Here is a 26631-nt window from a genome sequence, read left to right as displayed (position 1 = left end):
TCCTATCTCTTTAAAACCTTGTTACAACTAGGTTTTAAACTGTCTATTTCAAAGTAAAATCGTTATTTTAGCAAAATAAAAGAAGTAGAGCGTTTCGCCCTACTTCATATTTAATTTCTGAATTTCAAAATATTTATTTAAATCAATTGTTGTCTTAAAAGTCTTGCCGTTACCTAACGTTCCATTATTAGACATTACTTGATGGATTATTGTCGCTTTTCGATTTAAAATTGCTAAGTCTGTTATGCCATCACTAATAAAAGTATCTTTTGAAGGTAAAGTTGTTGATATCGTGTTCCATGATGTTTCAAAAGTTTTATATTCGTTTTGATCTTTAATTAAAAATCTGGTTTGTGGGTTAGATTCAATGATAAGAACTGGACGGAATCCAGCAGTAGAACTTGTTGCTAGATTCGAATAGCTATTAGCCAAACCGCTACCTCTTATTACTCTATAACCACCAGCAGCGGTTGTTGTAGATGCCCAACTGTATATTCCACTCCAGCTCCATACGTTGTTATCTCCTGCCGTGATTGTACCGCCCAACGTTGAGTTGACAATATATTTATCCCATTCATTATCTTTATCAGTAGATGTTATGCCACCTGTAAGAAGACGAGTTGTATTGGAGTAGTTTGTATTCTCAAACATTCCCATTTGTCCAATAACAGGCTCATAAGTTCCGCTAATAGTTGCTGATATGTTGATTCTATATTTTGAATACGGGGTTGTATTATTAAAATTATAAACCCTCGTCGTTGTTACAGCCGCAGTTCCCCATGATGGTTCATTTGTTACCTGATGGAGAACAATCCATTGACTTCCATTCCAACCTTCGAATGTCCAGTTTTTAGGCATACATCCGTTGTTTACTGAAGGTGACGCTTGACTTGGCAATAAACTATACGAATTAATTATTTTAGGAACTATGAAATCATAAGCGAGCCACCCACTATTTATTACTGCCCCGCACCATCCATAATGATTAGCAACAGCCCCATTACCGTCAAAAGCTTTCCACCGTGCCCATGATGTATTAGCATATAAACTATCAGAAGTAACTATACCGAGAGAACTAGTATCAGATGTTATATTTGGTATGGCATTTAAAATATTTTGTATTCCACTACCCGAAGCAATTCCCGCTGAGTTCAATACATCCCATGATATATTGCTTTGGACATTTCTATCTGCAACTAAAATCTTATTTTTATTAAAATCTTCACACATAATATAGTAGAAATCGCCATTAGGTGTCGCAGAACTTGCAACAGGAATAAAATCCGATGTTTCTTGTCCTAACCCGCTAAATGCACCCACTACATTAGAAGAAGCCGAATAATGGCAGCGGATTCGTTTGCCAACCACCAAATCTTTTGGATCAGTTACTTCGTCTGGATGATAAAGGCGACCTGTTGAGTCTATATCAATAGCATCCCACTCAAATATCTTAGTAGCAGATGCATCATTAGCGGAAACAACAACTGTATGTGTCCCATTTGTCAAGTCAGTCTTATCAAATAATAGTATCATACTACCTGCGACTCCTTGAGCAGAGTATGTGTACGATACACCATCAATAACGAGGTTAATAGCGGGGTTGCGGTCTGTGCCTCTATAGGATACGATTCTCAACTTAGGCCCTGTAAATTTAAATGATACAGAATGCAAGCTTGCCGTTGTTGTATACTTACTCGCTCCTCCTGAGTAATTTGCAGACGTACTAGTCACCCAAGACGACCCAAAATACTTGAATGAAGCACTTGTTTCCTCATATCGTTTCCAACCAGCTTCGGGTGTAGTTAAAGCTTGTCCAATTGTAGCCATCTAGTACACCTCCTTATATTCCAAAAATGGTCGAAAGCCATAGCTAGTACTTGCCACTGAAGATGCAGTGCTGGCTATAGCTTTTTCTGTTGCTGTTCCACCACCGCGAAGAATGCGTAAAGTATTTGCGCCCCACGCCAGAATTGGAGTTTCTTGTGACCATGTATATATATTCTTCCAATGAAAAACGTCATCTAATGTTTTTCCTGACTGAATTTTTGCAGAAGGGAAGTTCGCGACAAAGCGATCCCATTCGTTATTGATGGGCCACCCACCCAATCCTTTGTCACCAGAAGTCGATGCTCCCTGGTTTGTATCTAGTGGTGCTACCCCACCCGAAAAAGAACGGATGTTTCCTCCTGTTTCTGACATTTCAAGATAACTTATACCTGTGTAAGAAGTATTTCCGTCATTTGCAGTTATATTAATGCGATATTTGTTAAAGAATTCCGAGTTGTTTGCATAGAACGTTTTCTTTTCCCCAGCCGACCACGAAGTCCCTAACGAATAACTCTGGATCACTATCCATTGCGATCCATCCCATCCTTCAAACGTAAATGTTTTGGGGCTTGCGTTTGTATTGGTGGGCGCAGTAATCCTGAACATTCCAATTTTTTTAGGCGAACCAAAATCATATGCTATATCTTGCGGAGAACCAACTGTAGGCATCGCACCTGAATACCATGCATAATCAGCGCTAGTAAGTGGCTCAAAAGCTTTCCATGCATCATACCTCGGATCATTGGTCCAAAAACTACTTGCGCTCACTATACCGCTGGGGGTAGTATTGCTTGTCATGGTTGGGATTAAATTGTCAGCAGCCCAGGGCAAACCTTGAATGACTTTGGCTGCATTAAGCGTATCCCATGAAATTGTATGTTGAATTACACGATCACTACAAAGCAAACCTTTATCAATTTTCACAAAATAAAAAGCCCCGTTCGGCGCGGCTGCGGCAGAAGTCGAAATCTCAGCAGCTACACTAGTTCCTAATTCGCTGAAGGTTCCTACTACACCGCTTGAAGCGACATATTTGCAAATAATATAATCGCCAATCTCCATATTACTTATTTTTGTTCGAAGTTGACCTGTGCTTGCCGGAATCGCCATCTATATCACCTCTATTTTCTCCTACTGGGTAGAAATTTCTATTTTATCTATCTTTTTATAATTCGTTTTTTGTATTACAGAGCTTTTCATTAAAACTCCATCATCTGCCCATGACCCATCAATGACTAGGGGAGAGGTGTATGATTTTTTCAGTTCCAAAACTCCGTAAGATGAGTTGATATATGGATTTATATATTTATCCACTACGGCAAAATCATCAATAGTAAAAGTCACGTTAGTGTTTCCCGCATATATAAATATTTTTATTTTTGCATAATATCCAACAGGCGTAAGTATGCTTCCGTTAGTATAATTAATCTCTTGCCACTCAGACCAAGTAAATCCGTTGGGTGATGATTGGGTATAAATTTTATAACTTCCTGATCCAGTGATGCTTTTTGCAATATACTTAAAAGATGTAACCTTGTCGGCAACTCTAATAGATTCTGATATCCAATAACCTTCAGGTGGATAAATTGGAACATCATTATCATCTTTAGCGAGTTCAATTAACTGCAATTTTCCATTAAGAAATACCGTATTATTGAATATCCCTTTGCTTAAATCAATCGGTATCCCTATTTCTTGTGTAGCCATTTATTCACCAACCTTTATATGGAGTTGAAGAAGTTATCAAAGAATGTTCCGCTAATACTGGTAATTTCCGTACCGTCAGAGAGTCTAAAAACAATAGAATTGTATTTTACATCATTGTGGAGTCCACCCAAAAAGACATCAATAGGGTAGGAGTTTGACTGTATAGTTGTGTGTATCGCGTCTACAAGTTCTGAACTACTTGTAACATACATGGATTTATATATTCCCGTTGGAACGCTAAAAGTATATGTATCTTCAGCAGATGAAATAGTAATTTCATTGTTAGATGAAGTGATTACAACCGTTTCATCAACTGTCTTGTTTCCCCAAACTCGCCCATATGCATCCGTATAAAATCCTTCCATTATATATCATTCCTTTGAGTTAAATTAGTTCCCAATTATAAACTCCTGCACGATTTTTTAGTAAAGGTGCATGTAGTTTGTTTGCAATTAAGCCATTGACTCTAAAAATCAATTCACCATCTAATTCCTTATCTACGGATATTTTTATTTCTAAAAAAGGAGGCGTATTTTTATTTTGAGGGATATGCAGTAAGTTTTTAAAATTAATATTAACATTAGCTAAGTCCATTGCTTTTTTGTAGCCAATAACATGTTCAATGATATTGTTTCTGATTCTACCACTAGCGGTTTTTGATAAGAGTTTGCCATCACCCCAAGCTCTCTTATATTGGGTAATGTCATTATATAAAAATGCCCTACCTGTTAATGGATATTCAACACCATTAGCAACGTAGGATACCTGTATTCGGTTTTTATTTACATTGAATATTCCATTTGCAACATCGAAATAGATTTGTGATCCCATACCTATTAATCCAAACCTAATTAGCTTATGTTTATCTATTTGATAGTAGTCGTTCTTTATTCTGTCGTCCAAGTTATATTCAGACAAATATGTGCCATCCATATAGTCCGCAACCCAAACAAAATTTTGTGCTTCTTTCACAGGAGAATACCTGTACTGTGAATTTCCTAAAATCATAAACTTCCTCCCATTGTATTGTGAGATTTTAAAAACTAAAGAGACACAAATAAATGTGTCTCTAATGTAAATTATGTATTTTTTATTTCTTAAACGTAACGGTAAGAAACCCGAATTTTAAACGCTTGCTGTCCACTCTTAGCTTCAAGAGGCACATCGGCTTGCAGACTTACTGTTACAAAGTTACCAGCGGCGTCAATTGGAACTCCATTATTTTTCACTCCTAAAATCTCTCTTGCGGCAGGAGTAATTGGAGTTGGGTAACTTGCTCCTGAGTTATCCTTGGTTGTAGAACCTGTAGTACCAATCGGTTTTGAATAATCTTTACCAATACGGCTAGATTCTTGTGTAAGATCGGTTTCACCAAGGGAGTCAACTTGGCAGTGAAACCAGTTATTCTTAACTACTTCGATTTCACTTCCAACTGTATTTCCCAAACCACCACTCATGTCACGAGTGGTAATTGTGCAGTCTTCCATCTTAGAGACATCGGTTGCTCCACCTTTATTATTCCAAATATTAAAAGTAAAAACGGTGGATAGGTCATCTGCATCGATAACCCCAAAATTAAAAGGTGTTGTTACAGGTGCAGCGTTTGTCGCGTTATACCAGCTCACAATTGGATTCATATATGTATTTTCTCCTTTATTTATATTCGTATTTTCAAATTAATAGTTATGTTATAAATTCCTAATCCTTGAGTGTTCATATTAATCCGAAAAATATCTCCAGATTCAATGGTGTTGTTATTAAAAGTGACTAACTTATCATCAAAATGTTGATTCGGTTGGAATCTCAATCTTCGGCTAGTAATTTCTGTCCAATTCAACAAGTTTCTCGATCTCTCTAAAGATATTTCTGTTACCATCTCTCCAGCAATTTCACAATATCCAGTCATTTCAATCAGTTGTCCATTAAATGGAAAGGGTATAAAGTTCTCAATTACACCCTGAACTGCATCGGGGAGAGAAAATGATATGATTCTATCTTTCATAGAATCTGGGTATGACTTTAGTTTTAAATAATCTGCAATAGTCATCAATCCATCTTTAAACTCATTAACCGCCTGTAGATTAGAGCCAAATACATCAATTTCAATCCAGTCATTACCGTCAAACCGATACCTTTTACCATTCGTATATGTTTGTACCGTCCAACCAACAGACGGAAAGGGGTATGTAGTATGTAAGTCTTGCTCTCTTGCGACAGGATTTTTAAACACTAGACGAGTAGTATTATAGGCATCTAATGCTAAATCAGCAGCGTTATTTGCAGCTTGCGCAGCAGTATTAGCATTATCGGTTGACAATCTTGATTCATCAATCACCAATCTGGTTTCTAATAATAAGCTTTCAACTCTGTTAATTAAGTCAGTATTTTCAGCAAGCTTTATTTCAATTTCAGTAATATAATCCTGTAGGGTAGTAACAACATCTGGATTACGGCTAATCATCGCGTAGATTCTGGAAGCAGGATACATAATTAAGCCGCGACCCTTATACCGACATAACTTAGTTGTTCCTTCAAGCGATGAATGAAATTGTACTACGCCAGTTGAGTAATGGACGAGAAATTCATTCTCAGCGATTACTTTTCTTTGTTCAAAAATTTCCTGATCAATTTCAATCATCCCAGCAATGGTTACACGTTCAGTTATTGATGGAATTTCCCACAAAGTAATAATCCCATTAATAATAGGCAAAGAATCCGTTCTTTCTTTAAACGGATCTCCAGTTGTTCCTTTTCGAGCAACAATAACTAGCGGATCGTTATATTGTAGTTGAGTAATTAAATCTGGCAAATAATCACCTCCTTACTATGCAAATTTAAATTGATAACGAAACTTAATATCTGCTTTTCCATTAATTTTCAAAACATTCTTACCTATTGGAAAGGATAGATAATTATCATTAAAATCTTTATATCGATATGTAACTGCTAGACTTGTCTGAATATCTTGTGTTTCGTTGTTAACATAAACCGTTTCATTATTGACTAGCGATGCAAATTTAAACTCATCATTGTTATGCGATAAATTAACGATACTAAAATCGCCATTTTCAACTTTTGTAATCCATATTTCAGGGTTACAAATTTTATCACCATCATTGTTAAACACTATGACAGGCTCAAAATCAAAAGCAATATTCTTGAACTTTGGGGATGTGTCATATGAACTTGAATTAAATAAAACTCTGAAGACAAGTTGTAAGTTATACAAACTCATATCTTCATTAACTTCGGGGATTTGTCCATTGTTTGTGCAGTTTCGCCATTCAGACCAATTGTAACCGTCTGTTGTATATCGTGTTTGAACAACAATAGAACTTCCTTCTGGTGTATCAGCATCCCATGAAACTTTACTTATAACTCCATCTGCTTCAATAGGAATTGAAAATGGGGGAGAGGTATATATTCCGCTTAAATTTATTAATTGTATCCATCTGCTCATATAATCACTCTATCTTTCCAAATGGTCTAAAAAGTGCAGCAGTTCCAGACTCTTTCCATCTGGCAATTTTATAACTATGCCAAACAGCATTATTGTCATAAGTTGTTGATCCGTCTATTGTTGACCAGCTTGGTTCAACATCACCAGACTCACCAGGTTGGATACAAACATAGAATCTTCCATTATTGATAGTGGGAAGTGCAATATCGTTAACGCTATACAGATGATTTGTTAGCCAGGTATTGCCTCCTCGTGTATCTTGAACCTCTCCGCCATTTGAAACAGGGAAGATTGGTTCTGTAATTCCAGAATAGCCAGTTTGAATGCATGTGTAATAATGACCATTATCGTTCGTTGGAACTGCATGATCTCCGTTAGAATGCGATTGTATACCGCCCCATTTTGGGGCAGCTACTCCAGTGCGAAGATTAATCCATCCAACATATCCGCCAATAGATAATAGATTTGCATGAATTACATGTTTTGAATTCCATGTGCCAGAAGTGGGCGGCGAATCGGCATAATCAGTTGATACATCATCAATTTTCTGAAAATTAGAGGCAAGAGCATTCAGTGTTGATTCTAATTCGTCTGTTGCATAATCTGGCTTAATAAGTCCTAATTTTGTAGTGGTTGTTGACATTTTTTACTCCTTTCTTAAAATATGGTCACCTCTTATGTATAAAGTTGATCTAATTCATACCACTTCATTGTAGGCGAAAAGTCACTCCATTTAGTGCGATGAGGATTCAAAACTAAATTTCCTTCAACATCTTCAATAACTGACTTTTTTTCACCAGAAGAAAAATCAGTAATATTATTTGAATATGTACTTTCTCTCCATTTATACAGTGGTGAAGTTGTGATAGGCGAATAAGCATATGCTCCGTCACAGCGAAAGGTGAGATTTACGTATCCTTGTCGAAGACAATTATGGACTATAGTTGAATCATCAACCGCCAACGCATAGTAAACCTTTTCTGGGTTCACTCCAAGTTCATTAGTGAAATATAGTTCTTGATAATAATCGTGCTCTGTCAGCCATCTTGTTACTTCTCTAAGTTTTTGTGTGTCCCAAGCATCTTCAAAAGCAAATGAAACTGAAAATTGAAGTGGCTGCTTTTCAACACTTTGGAAATAGGGGCGATCACGACCTTTTATTTTTTCTTCTTGGATTTCTCGTGAAGCCGCAAATGGTTCCTCTTGCATTCCGCCATTTATATTTACATTATAAATTCCATAATCGACAGATTTTTTTCCAGCATAAGAAAAGTAGAGGGAGTCGCGTATTGTCATTTATTCACCTCGCTTTACATATTAAATAATGAACTTCCGTCCTCAATAGTCGTGGTATTACCCAAACACGTTGTTACTTCTGAACCAACTATAGCGATAAGACTTCCATTTAGTTTTACATTCTTACTGTTTCCACCAGTAATCGAACCTTGACCACTACCAGATGTCGGAGATGTTGCAACGTATTTATTATATCCATCATCAGATGGGATAGGAGGATCTGCTATCCATGTTTCATTTGTAACATCGCCAACAACTGCCACACTTACTCCATTAACTTTCATTGTAGATGTAGCAGTAACTGTTCCTGTAATTTTTGCCCCAGTTGATCCCGGCCCCGAATAACTCCAATGTCCACTTGTAAATTCATCGCCGTCTTGCCAATAGTAAATATTGTAGGTAACATGCCCAGATTTAATAGACTCCGTTATTTTTGATCCATTTATTGCAACATTTGCGATAGTTATCACTTCCTTAAAAAAGACATAATAAAAAACCCTTGATTTATAAGGGCTTTGAGAGAACTATTTTCTTATAAAACATGACTTTCATGAGATTGTTTTTACATAACAAAAAACCACTCCTTTTGAGGGGAGTGGGAGTGACTACTCTCTTATCTTAATTTATTATTTCTAGAAATAAGGTCTTGATAAGAAAAAGATACCTTTAGTACAGTATTGGTTGCTTTATATGATCTAAATTCCTCCGTTATTTTATTTAACTCATCCTCAAGAAGTAAATTTTGGTTCTTTATTGAATTAATTAATTTCGGAAAATAGTCTAACCCATAAACTTCATCAAGCTTAACAAAAGACGCATCTGGAAATGGTGGATTATGTCTCATAATTTGCAAGTTTGAGTCCATTAATAATTTTCTTTCTTTACCCAAAACTGATGAAACATTCAATAATTGAATGGTTCCAGTGGTCTCATTACAGGAAATAACTAAAAATGGCCTTGGATAACCACATTCATTGCCATTAGCGAAGAAACATTTTAGCCACAGTCCATTGCCACATTGAATATCCATAATTAATTAATAAAATACCAGACCGTCCTCGTCCATATGAACAATATAGGCGGATTCCTCTCCTTGGAATGATGCGAGTTGTTCTAGGAGGTCATCATCAAAACTAATCTCTTCTGGATCATAATAAAACTTAACGCCGTTTATTAATTCAAAAGTTTTTCCTGAATCTATAGTTGATTCATGAGCATCCAAAACCTTTTTAATGCTTTCGATATCATGTTCCATGATTGTATCATATGAGATAATACTTAGAGGCTTATAATATTTCCCCTTACTTATCTCGGATTTTTCTAAGGCTTCTTTCCATCCAACATGAAGATGATTTAAATTAGAAAGTTCCCTTGCATCAACATCACCAAACACATCTTTTACGACAGATAACGTATATTGTATGGTTTCATCTAAATCATCTTCAAATGACTTTGATTCTTGCACAAATTGTCTATGATCATCACGATATTTTAATCTAACTTTTTCAACAACTGAACCATTTACAAATGCATTAATTGGTTCATCAAATAATTTGTCTCCATACTTAGCTAGATGCACTAACTGAGAAAAGTATAGCAATTTTTGTAATTTCATATTGCCATCAATTGTGTTTCTTGGCTCATCGTAATCGTTCTTTATAAACCATTTCGCAACATCAATTACGTCCATCAATATCCCTCCTTTAACACAAGATATGCAAATTGTCAAATCAAACACATATCTTTTACGAACGGGTGTTCTGTCACCCTGTATTTATTATTATGCCACAAAACATGGTGAAAAGATACGTCTTGACAGCAAATTTTTGTTGATTGAACTAAATAAATATGATACCATGTAAGGCTTGGTGCATAAAATGTTCACACTCGATATATATTATTACCCGAATTGGGGATAGTACTAATCGTTATGATATCAAAAAAGCGCCTTATGGGAGGCGCTTAGAGAAGTTATATAAATTAGTATACTGTGTTTCCAAAATCAAAACTAAAATCTATTGTTTGATTTTTTTCGACTGTCATTGTATCAATTACACTCTTGGATGCTTGAATACTGCCTTTTAAAAAGTCATTCCAATTTTTAATGTATGGTTTCAGTAGCTTGTTAGCAGTTTCGTCGTTATAAGGCGTTAACACATCTCTTAAAGTCTTCATTGAAACGACATAAATAACATAATCGCCGACTGGAATATTGTTGATTTCAAAATTTCCATATCCATTTGCAACAGTATAATAAATACCTACTGATTTCGCAGTTATTTTTTTATCGGCAACCTTTACAAAATCAGAAATAGCAAGCGAGTTCTTCTTTAATTTAACTGGAATCAAATATATTTCTGCACCTACGTCTGGCTTTGTACCAACATAATCATTGTACTGCCAAGTTATCGTTCCTTTGAGTTTTCCAGATGCAACGATAGTAGGTTTTGGTTTAGTTGTTGATTTTGGAGAAGAAGACTTTGTTGCAGCAGAAGACAATGATGGAACAGATAATATTAAGATCAAAACCGACAAAACAATGAATGATAATTTTTTCAAAATTATTTCCTCCTATAGACATTTTGTAGTAATATTTTACCACTCACATGTCTATAGGTCTATAATCTATTGAATGCTTACAGTAGTCTTGTGTGATATTAGTCCTAATTTAGACAACTCTTTGTCCAATATTTCCTCGATACGATCATAATCCCAATATGGGATACGGATGAGAGGGATGTTGTTGGCGAGACAAACTAAAAGTGTCTCAAGTAAGCAGAGACACTTTCTTTATTAGAATTATTTGCAAGCAGCAGTCCGATATCTCATGTTTTCAACTTTCCAGTGAACCATGCCCTTAATCCGTACATATTCTTGTGCCAATCCAGCTTGATTGGAATCATTAAATTGATGTATTTTTGCCTCAAGAAAACTCATCAATTGATCTCGAATTTCTTCCATACTGTCGATATGATCTTTGAATTTCTTATTTCCGTGATGCTTGGCACTTTTGCGTTTAAAAGGAAGTCTCGTTTTCTTCTCTCTGTGGAAAGAAAGAAATGCCTCAATCAAATCATAAAGCTTTGTAATATTATAATCATCAAGATTAGACATGAATACATCTGGATTGAATTTTACTTGTTCGTGTGTAGCGTCTTCGGAAACATACATTCCGTCTCTACGAATAGCAGGGAGGACATCACTTGTAACCCATTTACGGAATGATCGAGCATTTTTTGCCTGAGACTCAAAAATCAAATCGTAAATGTTCTCTTCGATAATATACAAATTCTCAAAATCACTTTCTTTGGTAATCATGGCTTTTTCATCTGTGTACGTGCCGTACACACCAGTAATATCAAAGGATTCGCAAATTTTTGCCAATCTATCTTTAAATAGATATACAGTGCCAATACCATTCTTTTTTGTATAACCCAATGCCAAGCCAGTATCATACAAATTGAAATACACTTCATCGTCTTTCACAGTCGTTCTAATCTGTCCAAATAGTTCGTGCTCAAAAGTCTTAATCATTAAAAATCATCCCTTATCATAGTTTTATGTATGAGTCAACTAATCGTCTTCAACCTGTTTGGGCGATTCATAGTTCTCATATCAACTCAACTAAGCTCGTCTATGTAAATGAGTAACTTTTTTCCACCGGGGAAACAATTCAGATGATTATCCCGCACAATGATCAAAGTTCATGTTTGATTTTTGAATTTCTAAAAGTAATTCACAAGGATGAAGGGATGATCGTTTCATGAATTTAAAGCACTCCCAATTGTCCCAACCCACAACCTCCTCATACTCATATGTATCTTGCAATCCCATTTGCTCCAGTATATCTAGAATCAGATTTTTGAAATCATATTGGGGAAGACTTTCACCAAATTTCTCGGTAGTGTATAATTTATACGTCAGAGCATCCTCACCAAACTTGATGTTATTTTTTGCTTCTGATGGGGATGAGGCCACAGTGTGCCATGTGCGACCAAATTGATCTAAGACGTAGTAGATGTTGATGCCTTCATGTAAATTGGTAATGAATTGGACTTTGGTTTGCATTTGAACCATCTCCTTATACTTTATAGTGTAATATTACATTATGAAGTATAATAATGCAACAAATATTTTGGAAATTTTTACTATTGAAATTATTTATTTTTACTTTATAATTAGGGTGGAGGTGATCAAATAATGTCTTCTTACATAAAAAAAGAAATTCAAATGTTATTAATACAAAATGACATAACTATGTCTCAGCTAGTATCAAGTCTTAATAAAAAATATGGTAGAGAAGATACTATACAAAATCTAAACAACAAATTGACACGTGGAACCATAAAATTTTCTGAAATTAAAGAGATAGCAGAAGTATTAAACTATAAACTTGCATGGATTCCGAACGATGTGTATATAGAAGCAGGGAAGAATGGGGTGTATTATTCTCCAAACGTAAATAAATAGACATAATAAAAAAGACCGACTTATCACAGTTGGTCTTTTTTATTATGATGATATTTTATTACAACATATATACTTCAAGACTGATATAGGTAGACGAGTTTTTGACGGCATAATCTATCGGACGTTTTTCTGCATTGTCTTTAATTTTTGCATCTGCTTTATAATCCTTAAGTTCCGCCAAGTAAAAAATTCTTTCATTTATTACAGCCAAATGTAATGGTGTTTGACCATCTTTATTCTGAATATTAACATTCAAAGCATTTACTTTAATCACTGAATACACAGCGAAATTATCTTCTAAAACAACGTAGTGCAAAATGCTATTTCCGGTTTCTTTATCCTGCGCATTAACCGTAATTTCCCCCGCTGCAATTGCAGCCTTAATTTTATCAGCATCTAATTTTCCATCAGTGGAATACTTGTCGTGTAGCCCCTCCACATATTCCCCTCCCTCTTTAGTTGATGTTGCGCTTCCTGTGCTTGTTCCAGAAGTTTGGGTACTTCCCGAACTGGTAGTCACTCCTTCTTTGAATGCAACTGTAGAAGTTGTTACCCCGCTAACTGAGTATCCGAATGAATTTCCTGCGTCACGAACTGAAACATACAGTTTATTGTTTACGTTCATAGCTTCTACTGCCTTTTGATTGCTACCCACTACAATTTTGACTGTTTTTGGTGTTGCCTTGAGAAATGTCGCTGCTGTTGCGGCTGTTCCAGCAGTAAGAGTCACTCCAACAACAGCACCCAGGATGAATGTAGATATTTTTTTCATAAGTACCTCCGATAATTATATGGTATATGCCGAATTACAGTATATACCATATATATCGGCACTTAGTATTAGATTGTTTAGTTATCAAAATTATAAGATGGAGCTTTAAAATTCATAGGGCCAGAAGAAGTTAAATTAATTGGACCAACGATGTTCCCACTTAGTCCATTAGTTGGTGATATTTCAAAAGTTGAGCCATTAGATAAAGAAATTTTATATATGCCAGAATCAACAATGAAGTTAAAATCCTTGCTTTTAGCATTAAAATTACTTCCGTCACTTAAGATAGTTATACCGTCATCTCGTAAATCAATACTTCTATCTTTGCCATAGTTACTACTACCATAACTAACTTTCCAGCCACCATTGTACTTATAAATTCTTGCTTTGGCTCCGTTTGGTGATCCGTCACCAATACCCATATCGATAAAAGGATTTGCATCGTTGCCATCGCCGTCAAATCCAGCTCTCATTTTGACCAATTTATTATTGTCATCAGAACTGTACTTATAAACGGGCCACGGTGTGACATCAGTAGTCATTAATCCTGTTTGAGAAGAACTGACCCAGTACATAGGTTTTCCGTTTACGGTAATTTGTTCTCCCTGAACAACATGTCCTGTAACCCAATCGATAGTTTTTCCTTGAATCTCAATAAAGTTAGACCAACCTGCAATTGCTGCCCTAGTCATTGTAGATAGTGACTTAGCAACAATATCCGAAATATATCCCAGTTCCGCACTAACCATGTTTGCACTAATCAATTGAGCATCAAGAGCCGCGATTCCTGTCGCACTCCAGTTATTGAAATTAATTAGATTGTTTTCACTATCTATCATTAATTCATTATTACCATTGGTAACAATTAACTTCTTGAAAATTGCTGTACCATCCATTTTAATCCATGTAGGAGCATCTTCTGGATTTTCGGCATTTATGCCAGCCCAAAACCCCTTGTTTAATCCTGGGAATAGTTTCATCACTCCACCATCTGGAGAGCGTAATGTAATAGAAGATCCATTAATATTAGCCGCTGTAATATCGCCTTCGGTAAAGAATGAATTATTAATTCTTAATCCTTCTGCTGTAATCCATCCGTTCGTATCGGCCCAGAACAAATCTTGCCATATTGGATCTTCGGCGGTATTTGTATTTCTTTGTATGGCGAATCCTTTAATTGCATTCATCACTGTACGGTACATAGTATCACTACGAGTAACTAAAATACCGTCTTCGCTTGTCATGACCACATTGTTATAATATGTTCCAAGTTGCACAGATGAGTACCGAATCGAATCATTGATAGCATTGATGATATTTGTAACTTCATCGTAGTAATCTTTAAACCTCTGGATAAACTCGCTTCGATCAACAGATGTTGTAGCATTCATATCGTCGAGTAGGGGGGAGAGGTAATCAATTAATGTATTATAAGTATTTGTTAAATTAGAAGGGTCAATTCTAATAGTTGAATCTCTTGTGGTAGTCTTATAATCATTGGCTTGAGCAAGCAACTTAACATACTCACTCATTATTCTTGTACGTTCACCAAGAACCTGTAATTTTTCTAGTGAAGTTAATTTCCCATCCGTTAGAATATTATCAAATTTCCCGATGTCCATAAATTTTGTATAGCTGTCCAACATCAATTCATCTGTATCGGATACAATTTTGAGACGTTTTGTTGTCATATCTTCAGAGAAGAGATAGCCCTGATAATCAGCGTATAGCTTGTCTTCAAACGCTGCTCCTGTCCATCGCTGGATTTTGAATCCGTCCTCGGAATTAATGATTATTCTGTTTATAAGTGCGGAATCTGGAAGATATCCATCGTATCGATTGACTACTATTCCATACAAGTCTGGGTTTTCTTCATACAGGCCAAATTTCATTGCGATACGACCATACCTGTCAGTAATTGTTGTCTGTGGCCCTTCAGTCATCCAAATACCGTCATTTGTGCCTATGACGACGCGCTGACCCAAAATTATTTTGCCCAGTACTTGCTCTGCTATGATGCCACTTGCGGAAATTGCAGTTCGATACAGTAGTCCGCCGTTATCGGTCAATGCCAAAACTCCATGTGTTGCCCTCAGGAATCTCAATGGGTCATTTGGATCAACGATTGTCAATCCTGTACGATCAAGAGTTACATATTCATTTGAAGCCATATTAATTTCATTGGTAATTTTGTTCCAGAAATTTTCGAATAATTGGCTCATTTCCGATGTATCTATAACTGCTTTTCCCCAAGGGTTCTTATTTATATCGACTGTGATATTGGTATTTTGTGTATTCTTAAGAAATTTCTCTAAACGTTTTTCTTCATCATTTGCATTTTTTGCATTAGACAGAACCAATTTAATTTTAAACTCTTCGTAGTCATAATCAATCTGTGTGATTCTAGCTGTTATATTGGTATTGGTCGGTTCGTATTTTACATTTACAAAATCACCAAGATTAAGTTTATTCCAATTTGCTTGTTCTTCAATAACTTCTAGAAAGTTAACAATGTCTATAGATATATCTAATTGAGGCTGTTGTAACTCATTGAACTTTTCTTTAGTGGCATCATATAAATCTTGTGCATCAATAATATTTTCATCATTATATTTACGTTCATACATGAATAAGTTCAATTCGCGCAATTGTTCAGTAGTGAAGTTATTTTCAGCAGACAGAAGCGATTGAAGAGAGGTAATTTGAGTTTTAACAGTATTGATATCATTTGTCTTAATGTTAATTTCATTTTGCTTTGTTGTAATTTGATCTTGTTTGTGATCTAAACAATATCTATTAATGATTGCTTCTTCGTTTCCTGAAGTTTCATTTTCAGAAATACTAATATTTGCAACTTCAATAAATACTTCTGAGTTTCCTCCAGAAATTGAAACGCTGGTAAGAGAGATATTGTTCACCTTACCTAGTACAACCCACTGACCTATAACGGTTGGTTTAATTTGCCCATCAAGATAAACACTTAACCCATTGTTATTTGCAATCTTGATCATAACGGCATACGCATAAGAAGCATTTAAAGAAAAAGTTCTTTGAGTATTGTCAATATGTTCATATTTCTCTTTAAACATTTTACCATCAAATTGTTGAGCTAGTTCCACTTGTTGAACCGCTGCTTCTTCATTCTGTAACACGTTCATTTCAACATTTAATGTACTTAAGTCTGTTTCATATGTTTCAAGATAATCTAGATATCCCGAGAACAATCCCGCATTATTTTCGACCAATATTTCATAGTCGAGTAGGGCAGAACATAAACTGTCACTCATAAAATAACTTGATTGAACAATGTTTCCCTGCGCATCTCTTTCAAACGGGTATATCCAATATCCATAATTCTCAATATAGTTTTGTCCAGTGGGATTAACTCTTTGAATTCCTAATCCATCTTGACCAGATGCGGACATTCTTGTGACGATTTCATCTGTTTTTATGGTATGATCCATAGACTTCATATACTTACCATATGAGAAAGTAAGTCCTCTATTAACACCTGTTAATTCTGGTTTAGTCATACTGATTGTTCTTGAATCAGTATTAAAACTAACAATTGCATTATACGTTTCAGCAACAGAGAACACACAATCTAGAATATTGTTTTCTGGAAAATCAAAAGCACGGTAGGTTAATTTAAAGTCAGCATCCAAATAATCTATAGTCCATAAACTAGGAGCTAAGACATCTGTTAAAACTTGTTCGGCATTATAAGATTCCACTGAATATTCTTCAATATTTCTATTGGTTAATTCATGATATCCAGCAAAACACTTTACGGTTTTTGACTCTGAGTCATTACCAACAGTATTATTAATTTCATTAATAATAAACCACTCTATTTTACTTCCCAAAACGACTTTAACCCAATATTTTTCACGAAGTAAGTCAACATTTTTATTACGCTCCAAACGATGGTTGATGTCGATATAGAACGGGAGAGAAAAAGTTAATGTATATACATCATTTATCTTAGTTTCGATAGAAACATTGTAGGCTTCGCTTAGTTTACTAATTATCTCGCGATTCGGTCTTGTCAAAAACATTTGGGGCTTAATAGGTTTTAGATTGTAGTCGATATCTCCTAGTATGTGGATCACCTCTTAACATAAAAAAGAGGGGAGTGGCCCCTCTCAGAATTTTTTAAACTTTTGCAATTTTTTAACAACCTTATCAGAGATGGATTCCGCATCGTCTTTGTTATTTGCATAGATGTAAATATCTCCAATTGTGCTAGTATTGTTCGTTGCTCCTGCCACAGAAGGTGTAAAAGATATATTATTTAATCCATTTCTTGTTTGTGTAATTATGTTTCTTGCTACATCAACAATTTTCAAAAGGTTTGAGGTATCAAATTTATTAAGAATTAACTCTTTTTCATGAGCTAAAAGCAATTTGCCTCCAGAACCCCAACCTGGAGTCATGCCGCCAGTTTCAGCAGAAAATATATCCTTATTTTTTAACTCATCATAACTACCTTCAGGAAACCAAGTATATTGACTACGGATTACATCATTTTTACCCTTAAGAGCATTAAAATCATTCTCTAACTTAGTATATTTAGCCTTATCTTTCTTACTCTTTTCCATATCTTTGCGAATAAGTTCTGCTTGTTGCTTATTGGATAGATATGCTTGCCACGCTGAACGTGCTGCTGAAGTATCTTTTGAATTAGGCGTTGGTGAATTAGATGAATTACCACCAGGAGTCGTCGGAGGGGGACTGACAGAAGAAATACCCGAATAATCACTTGTTGGGAACCCAGATAAATTATTTTGCATTTTTATTAATGCATCATTGAGGTTATTGAATGCTTGAGTCGTCTCAAATGCATGATTTTGCAAAGTAGTAAAGTAAATTCCATATGCAGTTTGTATTTCAGCAATCGCCGCTTTTGATATTGCAGAATCATCACTTAGCAATCTCTGTTTTAGATCATAGAAATACTTCTCATTATTCAATCTGTCGTCATATTCCTGCTCAATTGCTTCTTTTTGTTTATCAAGATTCTTTTTAACGGTATCAGTTAAATCATCTTCAATCTCTTTGATTTTATCTGTGTATTCTGAACGATCATCCAATTGGTCTTGAAGACTTTCGTCGCGAACAGTTCGTTCACGATCTAATTTAAACTTCCCTATTTCTTCATCAATTGATGCAAGCTGTTCGTTTAGATCTGTGCGTTTTGCTTTTGCACTCATAGAATTATCAGTCGATAAAACACCTAGCCGCGAAATAATCTTCTGTCTTTCTTCTAACTTTTTCTGTAAGTCACCTTCATAATCATCGGAAGCATCTTGTCTGCTTAAAGATTTTTGTTGAGCATTGATATAATCTTCGAACTGCTTTTGTTCATCTTCAATATTTTTAACACGAGCATTGTGACGTTCATCTTCTGCCTTAATTTGATCATCAATTGCTTCAAGTTTCAAATCTCTTTCTTGTTCGATTACTTTTTTTAATTCATCAATAATCTTATCAGCATAATCTTCACGTAAAGATTTAATTGCGTCAGAGTAATCGTAGAGACTTAAAGTTAATTCTTGAACTCTTTTCTTATGCTCTTCTCGTGCTTCAGCAGTTAATTCTTCATTTTTAGATTGCGTTTCCTCATATGCAATCAATTCTTTAGTAACCGCAATTTTTTCATTTTGAATCGAAATCTGATTTTTGATCTCCTGATTGTACTCTTTAGAACCTTCAATATAGCCCTTCATTTTTGCTTGTGACAATTCTAACTGATAATTCAAATCGGAAAGTTTGTTCTCAAGAGGAATCGATTTAGAGGCAATCAATTGAGCGTTCAGGTCTTTAATGTCTGCCGTATAATCTTTAAGATTCAATTCATCTAGAATTGCCTTTAGATTCTTTTTTGTAGCAGCATCAAGATTTTCACTCTTAATCAAACTATCAAGAGAAGAGATGAGATCGTCATTTTCTTTTTTTTGTTTCTTCTTCAGTTCAATTTGATAATTTAACTCTTTATTATATTCAGGAGTACCTTGAGCATATTGAGCCATTTTATTTTGAGATTGAGTGATTAAGTTATCTAAATTAGATATGCCTTCTTTGGTTGCATCAATACCAATATTAATATTCTCAACAAGCTTTTTATACTTATCTGACTGAATGTCAACACGTTCTGTTTGTAACTGTTTAATTAACTTGTCATATTCATCAGATTCAATGCCGTACTCTTTTAGCTTTTTTTGTAAATTTAAGGATTCTTGATTTCTTATATTTTGAATTTTAGACTGAATATTAACTTGTACATCATTTTCTTTTTTAAACTCAGCACCTGTAGGATCTAGTTTCTCCTGTCTCTTTTGAGAGGCAGCAATTAGACGTTCTTGTTCTTCAACGTCATTATCGGCTATATATTTAATTTCTTCTAAAATATCAATTTGCGCACTATTTACATCGTTTTGAGCCTTAAGAATATCCTGTGCATTTTTTTCAGCAGCGTCTTTAATTTCTTTTGCGGTTGGGCCATCGGTTTTAACAGTGGTGGATGTATCACCAGTCTTAACAGTAGTTTTAGCGACTCCATTATTATCAGAGGTCGAAGATGACGTTCCAGAATAAGAGTTATAATAACTGAGAACCTTGGAAGCATACTCTTTTGTTTCTTTAGGTAGGGAGATGGACTTTCCAGACTTTAACCATTTATCAATTCTTCCGGGACCACCGTTGTAAGCCATTAATGCAAGTTCTGCATCACCATTATATTTTTTCAGTAGGCCAGCAAAATATTTGGTTCCTCCAGCAACATTCTGTTCTGGGTCATAACTATTGGTTACACCCAAACCTCTAGCCGTACCATCCATAAGCTGCATAAGCCCTTTGGCACCAGAATGTGAAGTGGAATTAGGATTAAAACTACTTTCTTGAGCTATGATAGCTTTAATCAGATTGGCATCGACTTTGTTCGCGGAAGCATTCTTATTAATGATGTCAGAATAATCGCCAGTGCTTGAATTGTTTCCAGAATAAGAAGAGGAAGAGTTATCGCTGCCAGTTGTTTTTGTAGTAGTTGTTATTTTAGTTGAAACAAGTTGAGAAGGGTCTTTTGCGCCTTTTTCAAGTAGAGCAAGTTCTTGCTTTCTAAGATCGAGAGTCTTTTTTAGTGACTCTTGATATTCCTTAGAACTTCTTCTCATTCTGTTGCGCTTATTTTCTTCTTCGTCTTGCAATTTCTGAATGGATATTAAAGCTTTTTGAAGATCAGTAAGAACCTCAACAGTGTCAGAGTAGGAGTCGGTAAGTTTATTATTAGAGTCGTTGGCATCATCTGTTGATTCTCCAACATGATTGAGAATTGTAGTTCCTGTTCCTCTTAGTTCGTTGATTGTATTTTGTGCATCACCAATGGCCTTCAGCGATTCCTCTGTTGCTGCCATATTTGCTTGCTGCTCCTGTAGGCTGTTTTTATATGCTTGACCAGATTCGTCATTGCCTTCAGGATCATGCAAGATGGCAGACATGTCTTGGGAAACTTCGGTCTTTTTTTGAGCCAATGCTTGCAATGCTTCTGCTACACTTTTAATTCCTTCAATTTGTATACCATATTGTTCGAGTTCTGAATTAGTCTGATCTCTTAAAGATTTAATCTGTGCCTCTTTAGACTTGATCATATCTTCAAAACTTTGAACTGATTTATCTCTAAGGGCAGTCACGGCTTTAAGATTGACTTTTAGAACTCCATTCTCTGTTGTAACAGCAGAAGAGAATCCATCAACTTTTTCAATTAGGTTAGCTATTTCATCAGCAGTCAAACTTTTCCCTTGTCGTAGTTTCTGAATAGCTGAATTCAATGGACTTACTGTATCAGAAGTATCCTTAAATGATTTTGAAAGGTCGTTCAGAGCAGATTTTACTTCATCAGTATGAGATGTTATGGTAGTGAGAGCATTATTAGATTCTTTAAGGCTGTCGATGAATTTTTGTATATCGAAATCTGTCATACCCAGCGATTTACCAATTAGTGATATCTCGGCAATAAGTGCTTGATAATTTGTTGTGTCAGCCGAAACTCCCTTAAGCGCATTTAAATCGCTGACAAATTTACTTATATCATGAGCCTTATTCTTTAAATCTTCTCCTGTCAATCCATTCAAACTTAATGACTTAGTGATTTGTTCAATCTGTTTTGATACATTGTCGTCAATTTTAGTTCCATTTATGGTCAAGATGTTCTTTGTAATACTTCCTAAGTCATCTCGCATGACACTACTGCTGGATGCCACTTTACTTTGTAAAGTTAATAATTGAATCTTAAATTTATTTAGTTCTGAATCTGTAAACGGCAAGAATGTTGCCCCACCCATACCATCCGTTATATACGAACCACCCAAAGCCATCTTAGCTTGCAAGTTTTTGATTTGCTTATTGTAATCTTCGATTTCGTCGATCTGTTTGTCGAAATTTTTACCTGCATCGATTACAGTTTGTTCTTGCTGTGCTTTGGTTAACTTTTCGGTATAGTCAAGTTCTTGCTTGATTGCATCAGCATTCTTTAGATGTTTTTCGCCCTTGTCATCAATACTTGCGACGAGGTTGGGCATAAGGCCACTAATTTGGTCGATAAGATCTCTATATTTTTGCTCTTGTTCGGTGTCTGAAAATACTGTACCGCCCTTAGTTACTTCGTTAAGATTCTGATATTCGGCAATTAAGCCAATGATACTACCTTTCTGTTCAGACCAATTAGTTGCAATTGTTTTTTGTTGAGCAGCAAGTGCTTCTTGCTCTTCTTTTGCTTTCTGGTTAGCAGAAACAAGTTTTGATATTAGTGTAGTGACTCCCATAATTGCAACAGTAAGACCAAGACTCATGGCAGCTTGAAGGCCAATAACGGCTGCTCTTGCTGCTATCGTAGATCCTGTAAAGATTTTCATTGACAGGGCTACAGCTTTTAAATTAATTCCCATTACTCCTAATGCAACATTTGGAATATTACGGTTAAACAACAAAAATGCAATTGTTGCTGTACCCATAATTGTTTGCAATCCACCAAATGTTTTTGTTACCCTATCTAAAACAGTAAAAAGCCCAGTCAACATATCTACGACACTTCTGATACCATCAGACTTAAACATACTAGACCATAAACCTTCAAGAGCAGTCTTCATTTTATCGATATGGGCTTCGGTACCTTGTTGATATAAACCAAATTTTTCTGTTGATGTACCAGCACTATCTAAAGCGCCCCTATACAAGTCCATAGATTGCTGGTAGTCACTCATAAGTGAAAGGAACCGCGCACTCTGATAGCTTCCTGCTGTTGCGGTTGAAATATACGCCTGCTGTCTATTTGATAGAGTGGACCATTTTGCCCCAATCTCATCCATAACAGTACCAAAATCTCTGAAATTACCTTGGGTATCTATTAATTTTACTCCGATTGTCGCTAAGGCTTTTGCCACATCGTTGACTTTAGTTCCATCTTCTTCGTCGAAGCCCTTTTCTCTGAGAGACTCCATTCTCGCAAGGATAGATTTTACGCTATTACCAATAGTAGAAGCCGACTCTCTTGTATTTGAAGAAATGGTCGCAATCCATGAAGCAACTTTTTCAAATTCAACACCAATTGCACCCGCAGTACCTCCTACACGTTGAAATGCCTCTCCAACTTCTGAAGCATCTGTCGCTGTAGCATCGCCCAAATAAGAAAATACATCGCTTGCCCTTTCAATACTAATCCCCATACTGTTGACAGTAGCAGTTAGGATTTTTGCACTTGTAGTAAAATCTAAATTACTGATCTTGGCATACTTAACTGCTGTTTCCATTCTAGAGAATGTCTCTTCTTGGGATAAACCCTGTCTCGCAAATTCAACAGCCCCCTTAGCAAGCTCTGAACTTGTGATGCTCATCTGCATGCCTAATTCATGAAATTTCTCTGCGTATTTTTCTACTTCATCTTGTCCTTGCATGTAAACAATAGATAATTCGGTCAGAGACTTATTTAATTCATTAACGTAAGAGATGCCTTCTTTGAAAAATTGTTGAACTCCCATTAATACAGAACCGAGTCCGCCATATAGCGCAATATTACTGAATGCATGTTTAAGTGAATCACCAAATGATCGCGAATGATGAGATCCTTCATCTAAGTGGCTTATTGTTCTCTTTAAATCATTATTAAGGGAGGAGAGGGGAGACTTAAAATCACCGATATTACTGATTGATTTTAATTTACTCTCAAGTTCATTAAGACTGGAAACTACATGATTATTATTGCCATATTTATTTCTAGCGTCATTAATTTTTTGCTGAGTGTCTGCAACAGATTTAGCATATTGTTCTTCGCGTTTTTGATTTTGTTGAAGAGCGAGATAATGGATTTTCTCCATTTCTTCTTGATTTTTTAATATTGCTTGTTCTTGGCTATATCTCTCTTTAAGTGCAGCAATAAATTCTTTATTTCTTTGTTCTTCTTCTCTTAAATTTTTATCAGCCAAAGCCTTCCTAGTGTTGTATTCTTCTTTGGCTATTTGCTCCCGCTGCCTATTTATTTCTTGTTCGGCCTTCAGAGCATCTTGTTCAGCTTTTAAATAATTCGATACCTTAGAATAATTGTTAACATTTCCTTCAGAATCGGTATTGACCGTTACTGTTTTGCCAGTATCAGCATTTTTATATGTATTGGTAATGCTATTTATTTGTCCAGCTTTATTACGATTTACTTTTTCAGAAGCTTTAATGTATCCATTCATTTCTGCTTCTAACTGTGATAGTGTTTTTCTCTGTTCGTCGTAAGCCTTAGATTCTTCATTTATTGCTTTCTTGTTGGCATCATGTTTAGTCCTTGATTTCTCAATAAGTTCGCCATTTGCAAGAATCTGTTGAGTAGTCTTAGTTATGGAACCATCAAGATTTTTAAACTCAGTAATAGTTTCTTTAACAACTCTATTTTGTGCTTCGAGATTACTGTTGAGCTTTTTTGTTGCATCAATAAATGAACTAATTGATTTTACAAATGATTGGTCAACATTTATTTTTACATTTAACTTTTGTAGAGAAGGATGAGAGCTTAATGCTTTGATACTCTCGTTGACGGATTTGACACTTGCACCTTGATTAAGGCTTGCTGTCAATAATATTCCCAGTTCATTTGCCATTTAAAATTCACTCCTTTTTATAATAAAAAAGAAGCGAACCCAATTAGTCGCTTCTTACTTTTGCATATGTATTAATATTCATAATCAAAAGAATCAACACCTAAAATAGATGTTGACTATTTAACTACAAATATTAATTTTCATAATTAATTTGCTCTACAATTTCTGCCAAGCAATCATAAATATCTGCATCTTTTTCTTCGAATTTTTCTGGTCCGCGATAAAGAACGGACTCTTTAACTGATAGGAGCATCTTTTTATTCTCTTCATTTTGTTCAATAATGATAACTTCTATGCTCAAGTCATGGATTTCTTTTAGTCGTTCATCGTTATTTTCAAAAGTTAGTTTATTATCTTGAACAACAACTTCGCCTTGTTCATTTTTAATAGCGTAGTTTTGATTGATTTCTTCCAACTCTTCTGTAAATTGTTGATACTTATCAAGCAGAATTTTTTTGAAACGAGTTCTCAAACGGCTATCTGCACGATCAAGTTTGAGAGAGTGAAGGTAAGTGATAAACGGTTCAAGTTCATATTTTTTAATTTTCATTTATTTTGACTCCCTTAAACCCTTGATAATAAAGGGGTTTTAATATGTATTTTTATGATGAAAGGATAGTTTTATCAAATTGATTTAGTTCCATGTTTGGATACTTAAATCTTTCTTACTATGTTGAGTATTTGCGCTAGAACTATATCCTCCACACCAAATTGGATTTGTATAGAGTGGGGTTGGAATAATGGGAGAGACAGGGTAAGTATATGGACTTACATAATCCCACTCAGGAAATTTGTCGACAGTCAATTCAGCAAGCAATTCTTTTAACTTTGCAATTTCCTCTGGCGTACCTTCAACTTCAATGCCGCTGATTTTAACTTTCATTATTTGACTCCTTTTTCTCAGCTATTTCCTTTTCTCTTTTCATTTTTTCTTTCATTTTATTAATTTTATCTCGAACTTCGGCTTTAGATTGAGGTTTAATGTACGATTGCCTAGTAGTTTCAATGCTTTTGTGGTTAGCAAGTTCCGCTGCCAATGACAAATCCCCGGTTTTCTCGTAAACAGAGTTTAGTTGTGTCTTACGAATACAGTGGGCGTGAAAGTCATCAAGGCCAATTATTGCTCCGATTTTCTTAATTCGTTCTTGAATTGTTCCCTTATCCATTGGTTTATACTCGTTTCTGTATTTTGTGATAAATAGGGAATCTACAGCTAAATTATCCATTTCTTTTCGCATCTCAAGCCATTGCTTGATTAGATCTCGCCCTTCTTCACCAAACACAACTTCAACTTTATATCCACGTTTTTCGCGGATATCAGTGAAAATCATATTTTCAATATCAAGTGAGGAGAGAGTCAGTTTGGAGATAGCTCCGATTCGGTTGGCAGATTCAAGCATTACTTCCCATATAATTTTATCTTGAATGTCAAATCTGCTGCCTTCTTCATTAAGTCCATATTTAATAATTTCTACTTCCTCATCATTAAGGAAATAAGAGTTTATGATCTTTTCTTCACTCGCACCTTTCATTCGTTCCAACTGTTTATCGAATGGATGCCTATCAACTAATTTTCTCTTCATGCTCCAGAGATAGAAAGTACTAACAGATGAAATTTTCGTATTGATTACTTTCTTATTATTCTTTAAAGTCTCCTGACAAAAAGAAATAAAAGATTCCATAATCTCTACCGCATCTTCAAAGAATTCTTCGCTATATAATCCAATATTGTCGTACTTTTCAGCAAGAAAGACTAGGAATTGAGTAAAGTAATTTTCATATGTTTTATATGTAGTTTCCTTAACATCTCTGTTTTTAATAATGCTGCTGTTAAGGTATTTCTCATATAATTTTTTGTTTGCAGGAGAGATAAGTGCCTTCTTTTCAGGTGTGAAATATTTAACTTTTGTAATTTTGGAAGCCATCAAACCACACTTTCTATTTATTGATTTTCTTATAAAATA

The 26631-nt window shown here is 35.3% G+C and carries 23 protein-coding genes; 1 reads left to right on the top strand and 22 read right to left on the bottom strand.

The window, feature by feature from the left end:
* Positions 1 to 99: 99 nt before the first annotated feature.
* The 16 genes from KP014_RS21395 to KP014_RS21320 form a co-directional block, all read right to left on the bottom strand.
* Complete coding sequence (locus KP014_RS21395) at positions 100 to 1827, bottom strand: hypothetical protein (protein ID WP_036588544.1); 1728 nt, start codon at positions 1825 to 1827, stop codon at positions 100 to 102.
* Entirely contained in the window at positions 1828 to 2937 is a 1110-nt protein-coding gene (locus KP014_RS21390) for a discoidin/SUN/FTP domain-containing protein (RefSeq protein ID WP_051499344.1), read from the bottom strand.
* Between the two features lie 21 nt (positions 2938 to 2958).
* Positions 2959 to 3534 carry a hypothetical protein gene (locus tag KP014_RS21385; protein WP_036588543.1) on the bottom strand — a complete coding sequence of 192 codons (576 nt, stop codon included), beginning with the start codon at positions 3532 to 3534 and terminating at the stop codon, positions 2959 to 2961.
* Positions 3535 to 3548: 14 nt separating this feature from the next.
* Complete coding sequence (locus KP014_RS21380) at positions 3549 to 3899, bottom strand: hypothetical protein (protein ID WP_036588541.1); 351 nt, start codon at positions 3897 to 3899, stop codon at positions 3549 to 3551.
* Positions 3900 to 3918: 19 nt separating this feature from the next.
* The gene (locus KP014_RS21375; protein WP_036588539.1) at positions 3919 to 4542 is read right to left on the bottom strand and encodes a hypothetical protein; all 624 of its coding nucleotides are present in this window, start codon (positions 4540 to 4542) and stop codon (positions 3919 to 3921) included.
* A gap of 89 nt (positions 4543 to 4631) precedes the next feature.
* Positions 4632 to 5171 carry a hypothetical protein gene (locus tag KP014_RS21370; protein WP_036588537.1) on the bottom strand — a complete coding sequence of 180 codons (540 nt, stop codon included), beginning with the start codon at positions 5169 to 5171 and terminating at the stop codon, positions 4632 to 4634.
* Positions 5172 to 5191: 20 nt separating this feature from the next.
* Positions 5192 to 6343 (bottom strand): hypothetical protein, encoded by a 1152-nt coding sequence (locus tag KP014_RS21365; RefSeq protein WP_036588535.1) that lies wholly within the window; start codon positions 6341 to 6343, stop codon positions 5192 to 5194.
* Between the two features lie 15 nt (positions 6344 to 6358).
* Positions 6359 to 6994: a phage tail family protein gene (locus KP014_RS21360; RefSeq protein ID WP_036588533.1), complete on the bottom strand. Its 636-nt coding sequence runs from the start codon at positions 6992 to 6994 to the stop codon at positions 6359 to 6361.
* Positions 6995 to 6998: 4 nt separating this feature from the next.
* The gene (locus KP014_RS21355) at positions 6999 to 7637 is read right to left on the bottom strand and encodes a hypothetical protein (protein WP_036588531.1); all 639 of its coding nucleotides are present in this window, start codon (positions 7635 to 7637) and stop codon (positions 6999 to 7001) included.
* Positions 7638 to 7669: 32 nt separating this feature from the next.
* Positions 7670 to 8290, bottom strand: coding sequence for a phage tail domain-containing protein (locus tag KP014_RS21350; RefSeq protein WP_036588530.1), 621 nt, complete (start codon positions 8288 to 8290; stop codon positions 7670 to 7672).
* A 14-nt stretch (positions 8291 to 8304) separates the two neighbouring features.
* Positions 8305 to 8760, bottom strand: a complete 456-nt coding sequence (locus KP014_RS21345) for a hypothetical protein (RefSeq protein ID WP_139210547.1) — start codon at positions 8758 to 8760, stop codon at positions 8305 to 8307.
* A gap of 143 nt (positions 8761 to 8903) precedes the next feature.
* Positions 8904 to 9320 carry a hypothetical protein gene (locus KP014_RS21340; protein WP_139210546.1) on the bottom strand — a complete coding sequence of 139 codons (417 nt, stop codon included), beginning with the start codon at positions 9318 to 9320 and terminating at the stop codon, positions 8904 to 8906.
* 6 nt (positions 9321 to 9326) lie between these two features.
* Positions 9327 to 9980, bottom strand: a complete 654-nt coding sequence (locus KP014_RS21335; RefSeq protein ID WP_036588526.1) for a Panacea domain-containing protein — start codon at positions 9978 to 9980, stop codon at positions 9327 to 9329.
* Positions 9981 to 10270: 290 nt separating this feature from the next.
* Positions 10271 to 10849 (bottom strand): hypothetical protein, encoded by a 579-nt coding sequence (locus KP014_RS21330; protein ID WP_051499342.1) that lies wholly within the window; start codon positions 10847 to 10849, stop codon positions 10271 to 10273.
* A 240-nt stretch (positions 10850 to 11089) separates the two neighbouring features.
* On the bottom strand, positions 11090 to 11824 hold the full coding sequence (locus tag KP014_RS21325; RefSeq protein WP_051499336.1) for a BRO-N domain-containing protein: 735 nt from the start codon (positions 11822 to 11824) through the stop codon (positions 11090 to 11092).
* 147 nt (positions 11825 to 11971) lie between these two features.
* Positions 11972 to 12358: a hypothetical protein gene (locus KP014_RS21320; RefSeq protein WP_036588523.1), complete on the bottom strand. Its 387-nt coding sequence runs from the start codon at positions 12356 to 12358 to the stop codon at positions 11972 to 11974.
* A 132-nt stretch (positions 12359 to 12490) separates the two neighbouring features.
* On the opposite strand from KP014_RS21320, the gene KP014_RS21315 reads away from it, so the two are divergent.
* Positions 12491 to 12760, top strand: coding sequence for a DUF6471 domain-containing protein (locus KP014_RS21315; RefSeq protein WP_063619426.1), 270 nt, complete (start codon positions 12491 to 12493; stop codon positions 12758 to 12760).
* Positions 12761 to 12818: 58 nt separating this feature from the next.
* On the opposite strand, the gene KP014_RS21310 is transcribed toward KP014_RS21315, so the two are convergent.
* From KP014_RS21310 to KP014_RS21285, 6 genes are all read right to left on the bottom strand, one after another.
* A complete protein-coding gene (locus KP014_RS21310) occupies positions 12819 to 13532 on the bottom strand; it encodes an ankyrin repeat domain-containing protein (RefSeq protein ID WP_036588521.1) in 714 nt (237 codons plus the stop codon).
* Positions 13533 to 13609: 77 nt separating this feature from the next.
* Positions 13610 to 17590, bottom strand: coding sequence for a phage tail spike protein (locus tag KP014_RS21305; protein ID WP_051499332.1), 3981 nt, complete (start codon positions 17588 to 17590; stop codon positions 13610 to 13612).
* An 87-nt stretch (positions 17591 to 17677) separates the two neighbouring features.
* Positions 17678 to 24667: a phage tail tape measure protein gene (locus KP014_RS21300; RefSeq protein WP_051499330.1), complete on the bottom strand. Its 6990-nt coding sequence runs from the start codon at positions 24665 to 24667 to the stop codon at positions 17678 to 17680.
* Positions 24668 to 24800: 133 nt separating this feature from the next.
* Positions 24801 to 25217 carry a hypothetical protein gene (locus tag KP014_RS21295; protein WP_036588518.1) on the bottom strand — a complete coding sequence of 139 codons (417 nt, stop codon included), beginning with the start codon at positions 25215 to 25217 and terminating at the stop codon, positions 24801 to 24803.
* Between the two features lie 84 nt (positions 25218 to 25301).
* Positions 25302 to 25550, bottom strand: coding sequence for a hypothetical protein (locus KP014_RS21290; protein ID WP_036588515.1), 249 nt, complete (start codon positions 25548 to 25550; stop codon positions 25302 to 25304).
* On the bottom strand, positions 25540 to 26592 hold the full coding sequence (locus KP014_RS21285; protein WP_036588512.1) for a tyrosine-type recombinase/integrase: 1053 nt from the start codon (positions 26590 to 26592) through the stop codon (positions 25540 to 25542). Before KP014_RS21285 ends, KP014_RS21290 begins: the two co-directional genes overlap by 11 nt.
* Between the last annotated feature and the right edge of the window lie 39 nt (positions 26593 to 26631).

It is taken from the genome of Paenibacillus sophorae, assembly GCF_018966525.1.
Lineage (GTDB): Bacteria > Bacillota > Bacilli > Paenibacillales > Paenibacillaceae > Paenibacillus_AQ > Paenibacillus_AQ sophorae.
The sequence above is the reverse complement of the archived record's forward strand: the minus strand, read 5'-3'. Positions and strand labels throughout refer to the sequence as shown.

What these genes read in the sequence shown, in the direction of transcription:
- KP014_RS21395 (WP_036588544.1), bottom strand. Translation starts at nt 1,827, where the DNA reads ATGGCTACAATTGGACAAGCTTTAACTACACCCGAAGCTGGTTGGAAA.
- KP014_RS21390 (WP_051499344.1), bottom strand. Translation starts at nt 2,937, where the DNA reads ATGGCGATTCCGGCAAGCACAGGTCAACTTCGAACAAAAATAAGTAAT.
- KP014_RS21385 (WP_036588543.1), bottom strand. Translation starts at nt 3,534, where the DNA reads ATGGCTACACAAGAAATAGGGATACCGATTGATTTAAGCAAAGGGATA.
- KP014_RS21380 (WP_036588541.1), bottom strand. Translation starts at nt 3,899, where the DNA reads ATGGAAGGATTTTATACGGATGCATATGGGCGAGTTTGGGGAAACAAG.
- KP014_RS21375 (WP_036588539.1), bottom strand. Translation starts at nt 4,542, where the DNA reads ATGATTTTAGGAAATTCACAGTACAGGTATTCTCCTGTGAAAGAAGCA.
- KP014_RS21370 (WP_036588537.1), bottom strand. Translation starts at nt 5,171, where the DNA reads ATGAATCCAATTGTGAGCTGGTATAACGCGACAAACGCTGCACCTGTA.
- KP014_RS21360 (WP_036588533.1), bottom strand. Translation starts at nt 6,994, where the DNA reads ATGAGCAGATGGATACAATTAATAAATTTAAGCGGAATATATACCTCT.
- KP014_RS21355 (WP_036588531.1), bottom strand. Translation starts at nt 7,637, where the DNA reads ATGTCAACAACCACTACAAAATTAGGACTTATTAAGCCAGATTATGCA.
- KP014_RS21350 (WP_036588530.1), bottom strand. Translation starts at nt 8,290, where the DNA reads ATGACAATACGCGACTCCCTCTACTTTTCTTATGCTGGAAAAAAATCT.
- KP014_RS21340 (WP_139210546.1), bottom strand. Translation starts at nt 9,320, where the DNA reads ATGGATATTCAATGTGGCAATGGACTGTGGCTAAAATGTTTCTTCGCT.
- KP014_RS21335 (WP_036588526.1), bottom strand. Translation starts at nt 9,980, where the DNA reads ATGGACGTAATTGATGTTGCGAAATGGTTTATAAAGAACGATTACGAT.
- KP014_RS21325 (WP_051499336.1), bottom strand. Translation starts at nt 11,824, where the DNA reads ATGATTAAGACTTTTGAGCACGAACTATTTGGACAGATTAGAACGACT.
- KP014_RS21320 (WP_036588523.1), bottom strand. Translation starts at nt 12,358, where the DNA reads ATGCAAACCAAAGTCCAATTCATTACCAATTTACATGAAGGCATCAAC.
- KP014_RS21315 (WP_063619426.1), top strand. Translation starts at nt 12,491, where the DNA reads ATGTCTTCTTACATAAAAAAAGAAATTCAAATGTTATTAATACAAAAT.
- KP014_RS21310 (WP_036588521.1), bottom strand. Translation starts at nt 13,532, where the DNA reads ATGAAAAAAATATCTACATTCATCCTGGGTGCTGTTGTTGGAGTGACT.
- KP014_RS21305 (WP_051499332.1), bottom strand. Translation starts at nt 17,590, where the DNA reads ATGTTTTTGACAAGACCGAATCGCGAGATAATTAGTAAACTAAGCGAA.
- KP014_RS21300 (WP_051499330.1), bottom strand. Translation starts at nt 24,667, where the DNA reads ATGGCAAATGAACTGGGAATATTATTGACAGCAAGCCTTAATCAAGGT.
- KP014_RS21295 (WP_036588518.1), bottom strand. Translation starts at nt 25,217, where the DNA reads ATGAAAATTAAAAAATATGAACTTGAACCGTTTATCACTTACCTTCAC.
- KP014_RS21290 (WP_036588515.1), bottom strand. Translation starts at nt 25,550, where the DNA reads ATGAAAGTTAAAATCAGCGGCATTGAAGTTGAAGGTACGCCAGAGGAA.
- KP014_RS21285 (WP_036588512.1), bottom strand. Translation starts at nt 26,592, where the DNA reads ATGGCTTCCAAAATTACAAAAGTTAAATATTTCACACCTGAAAAGAAG.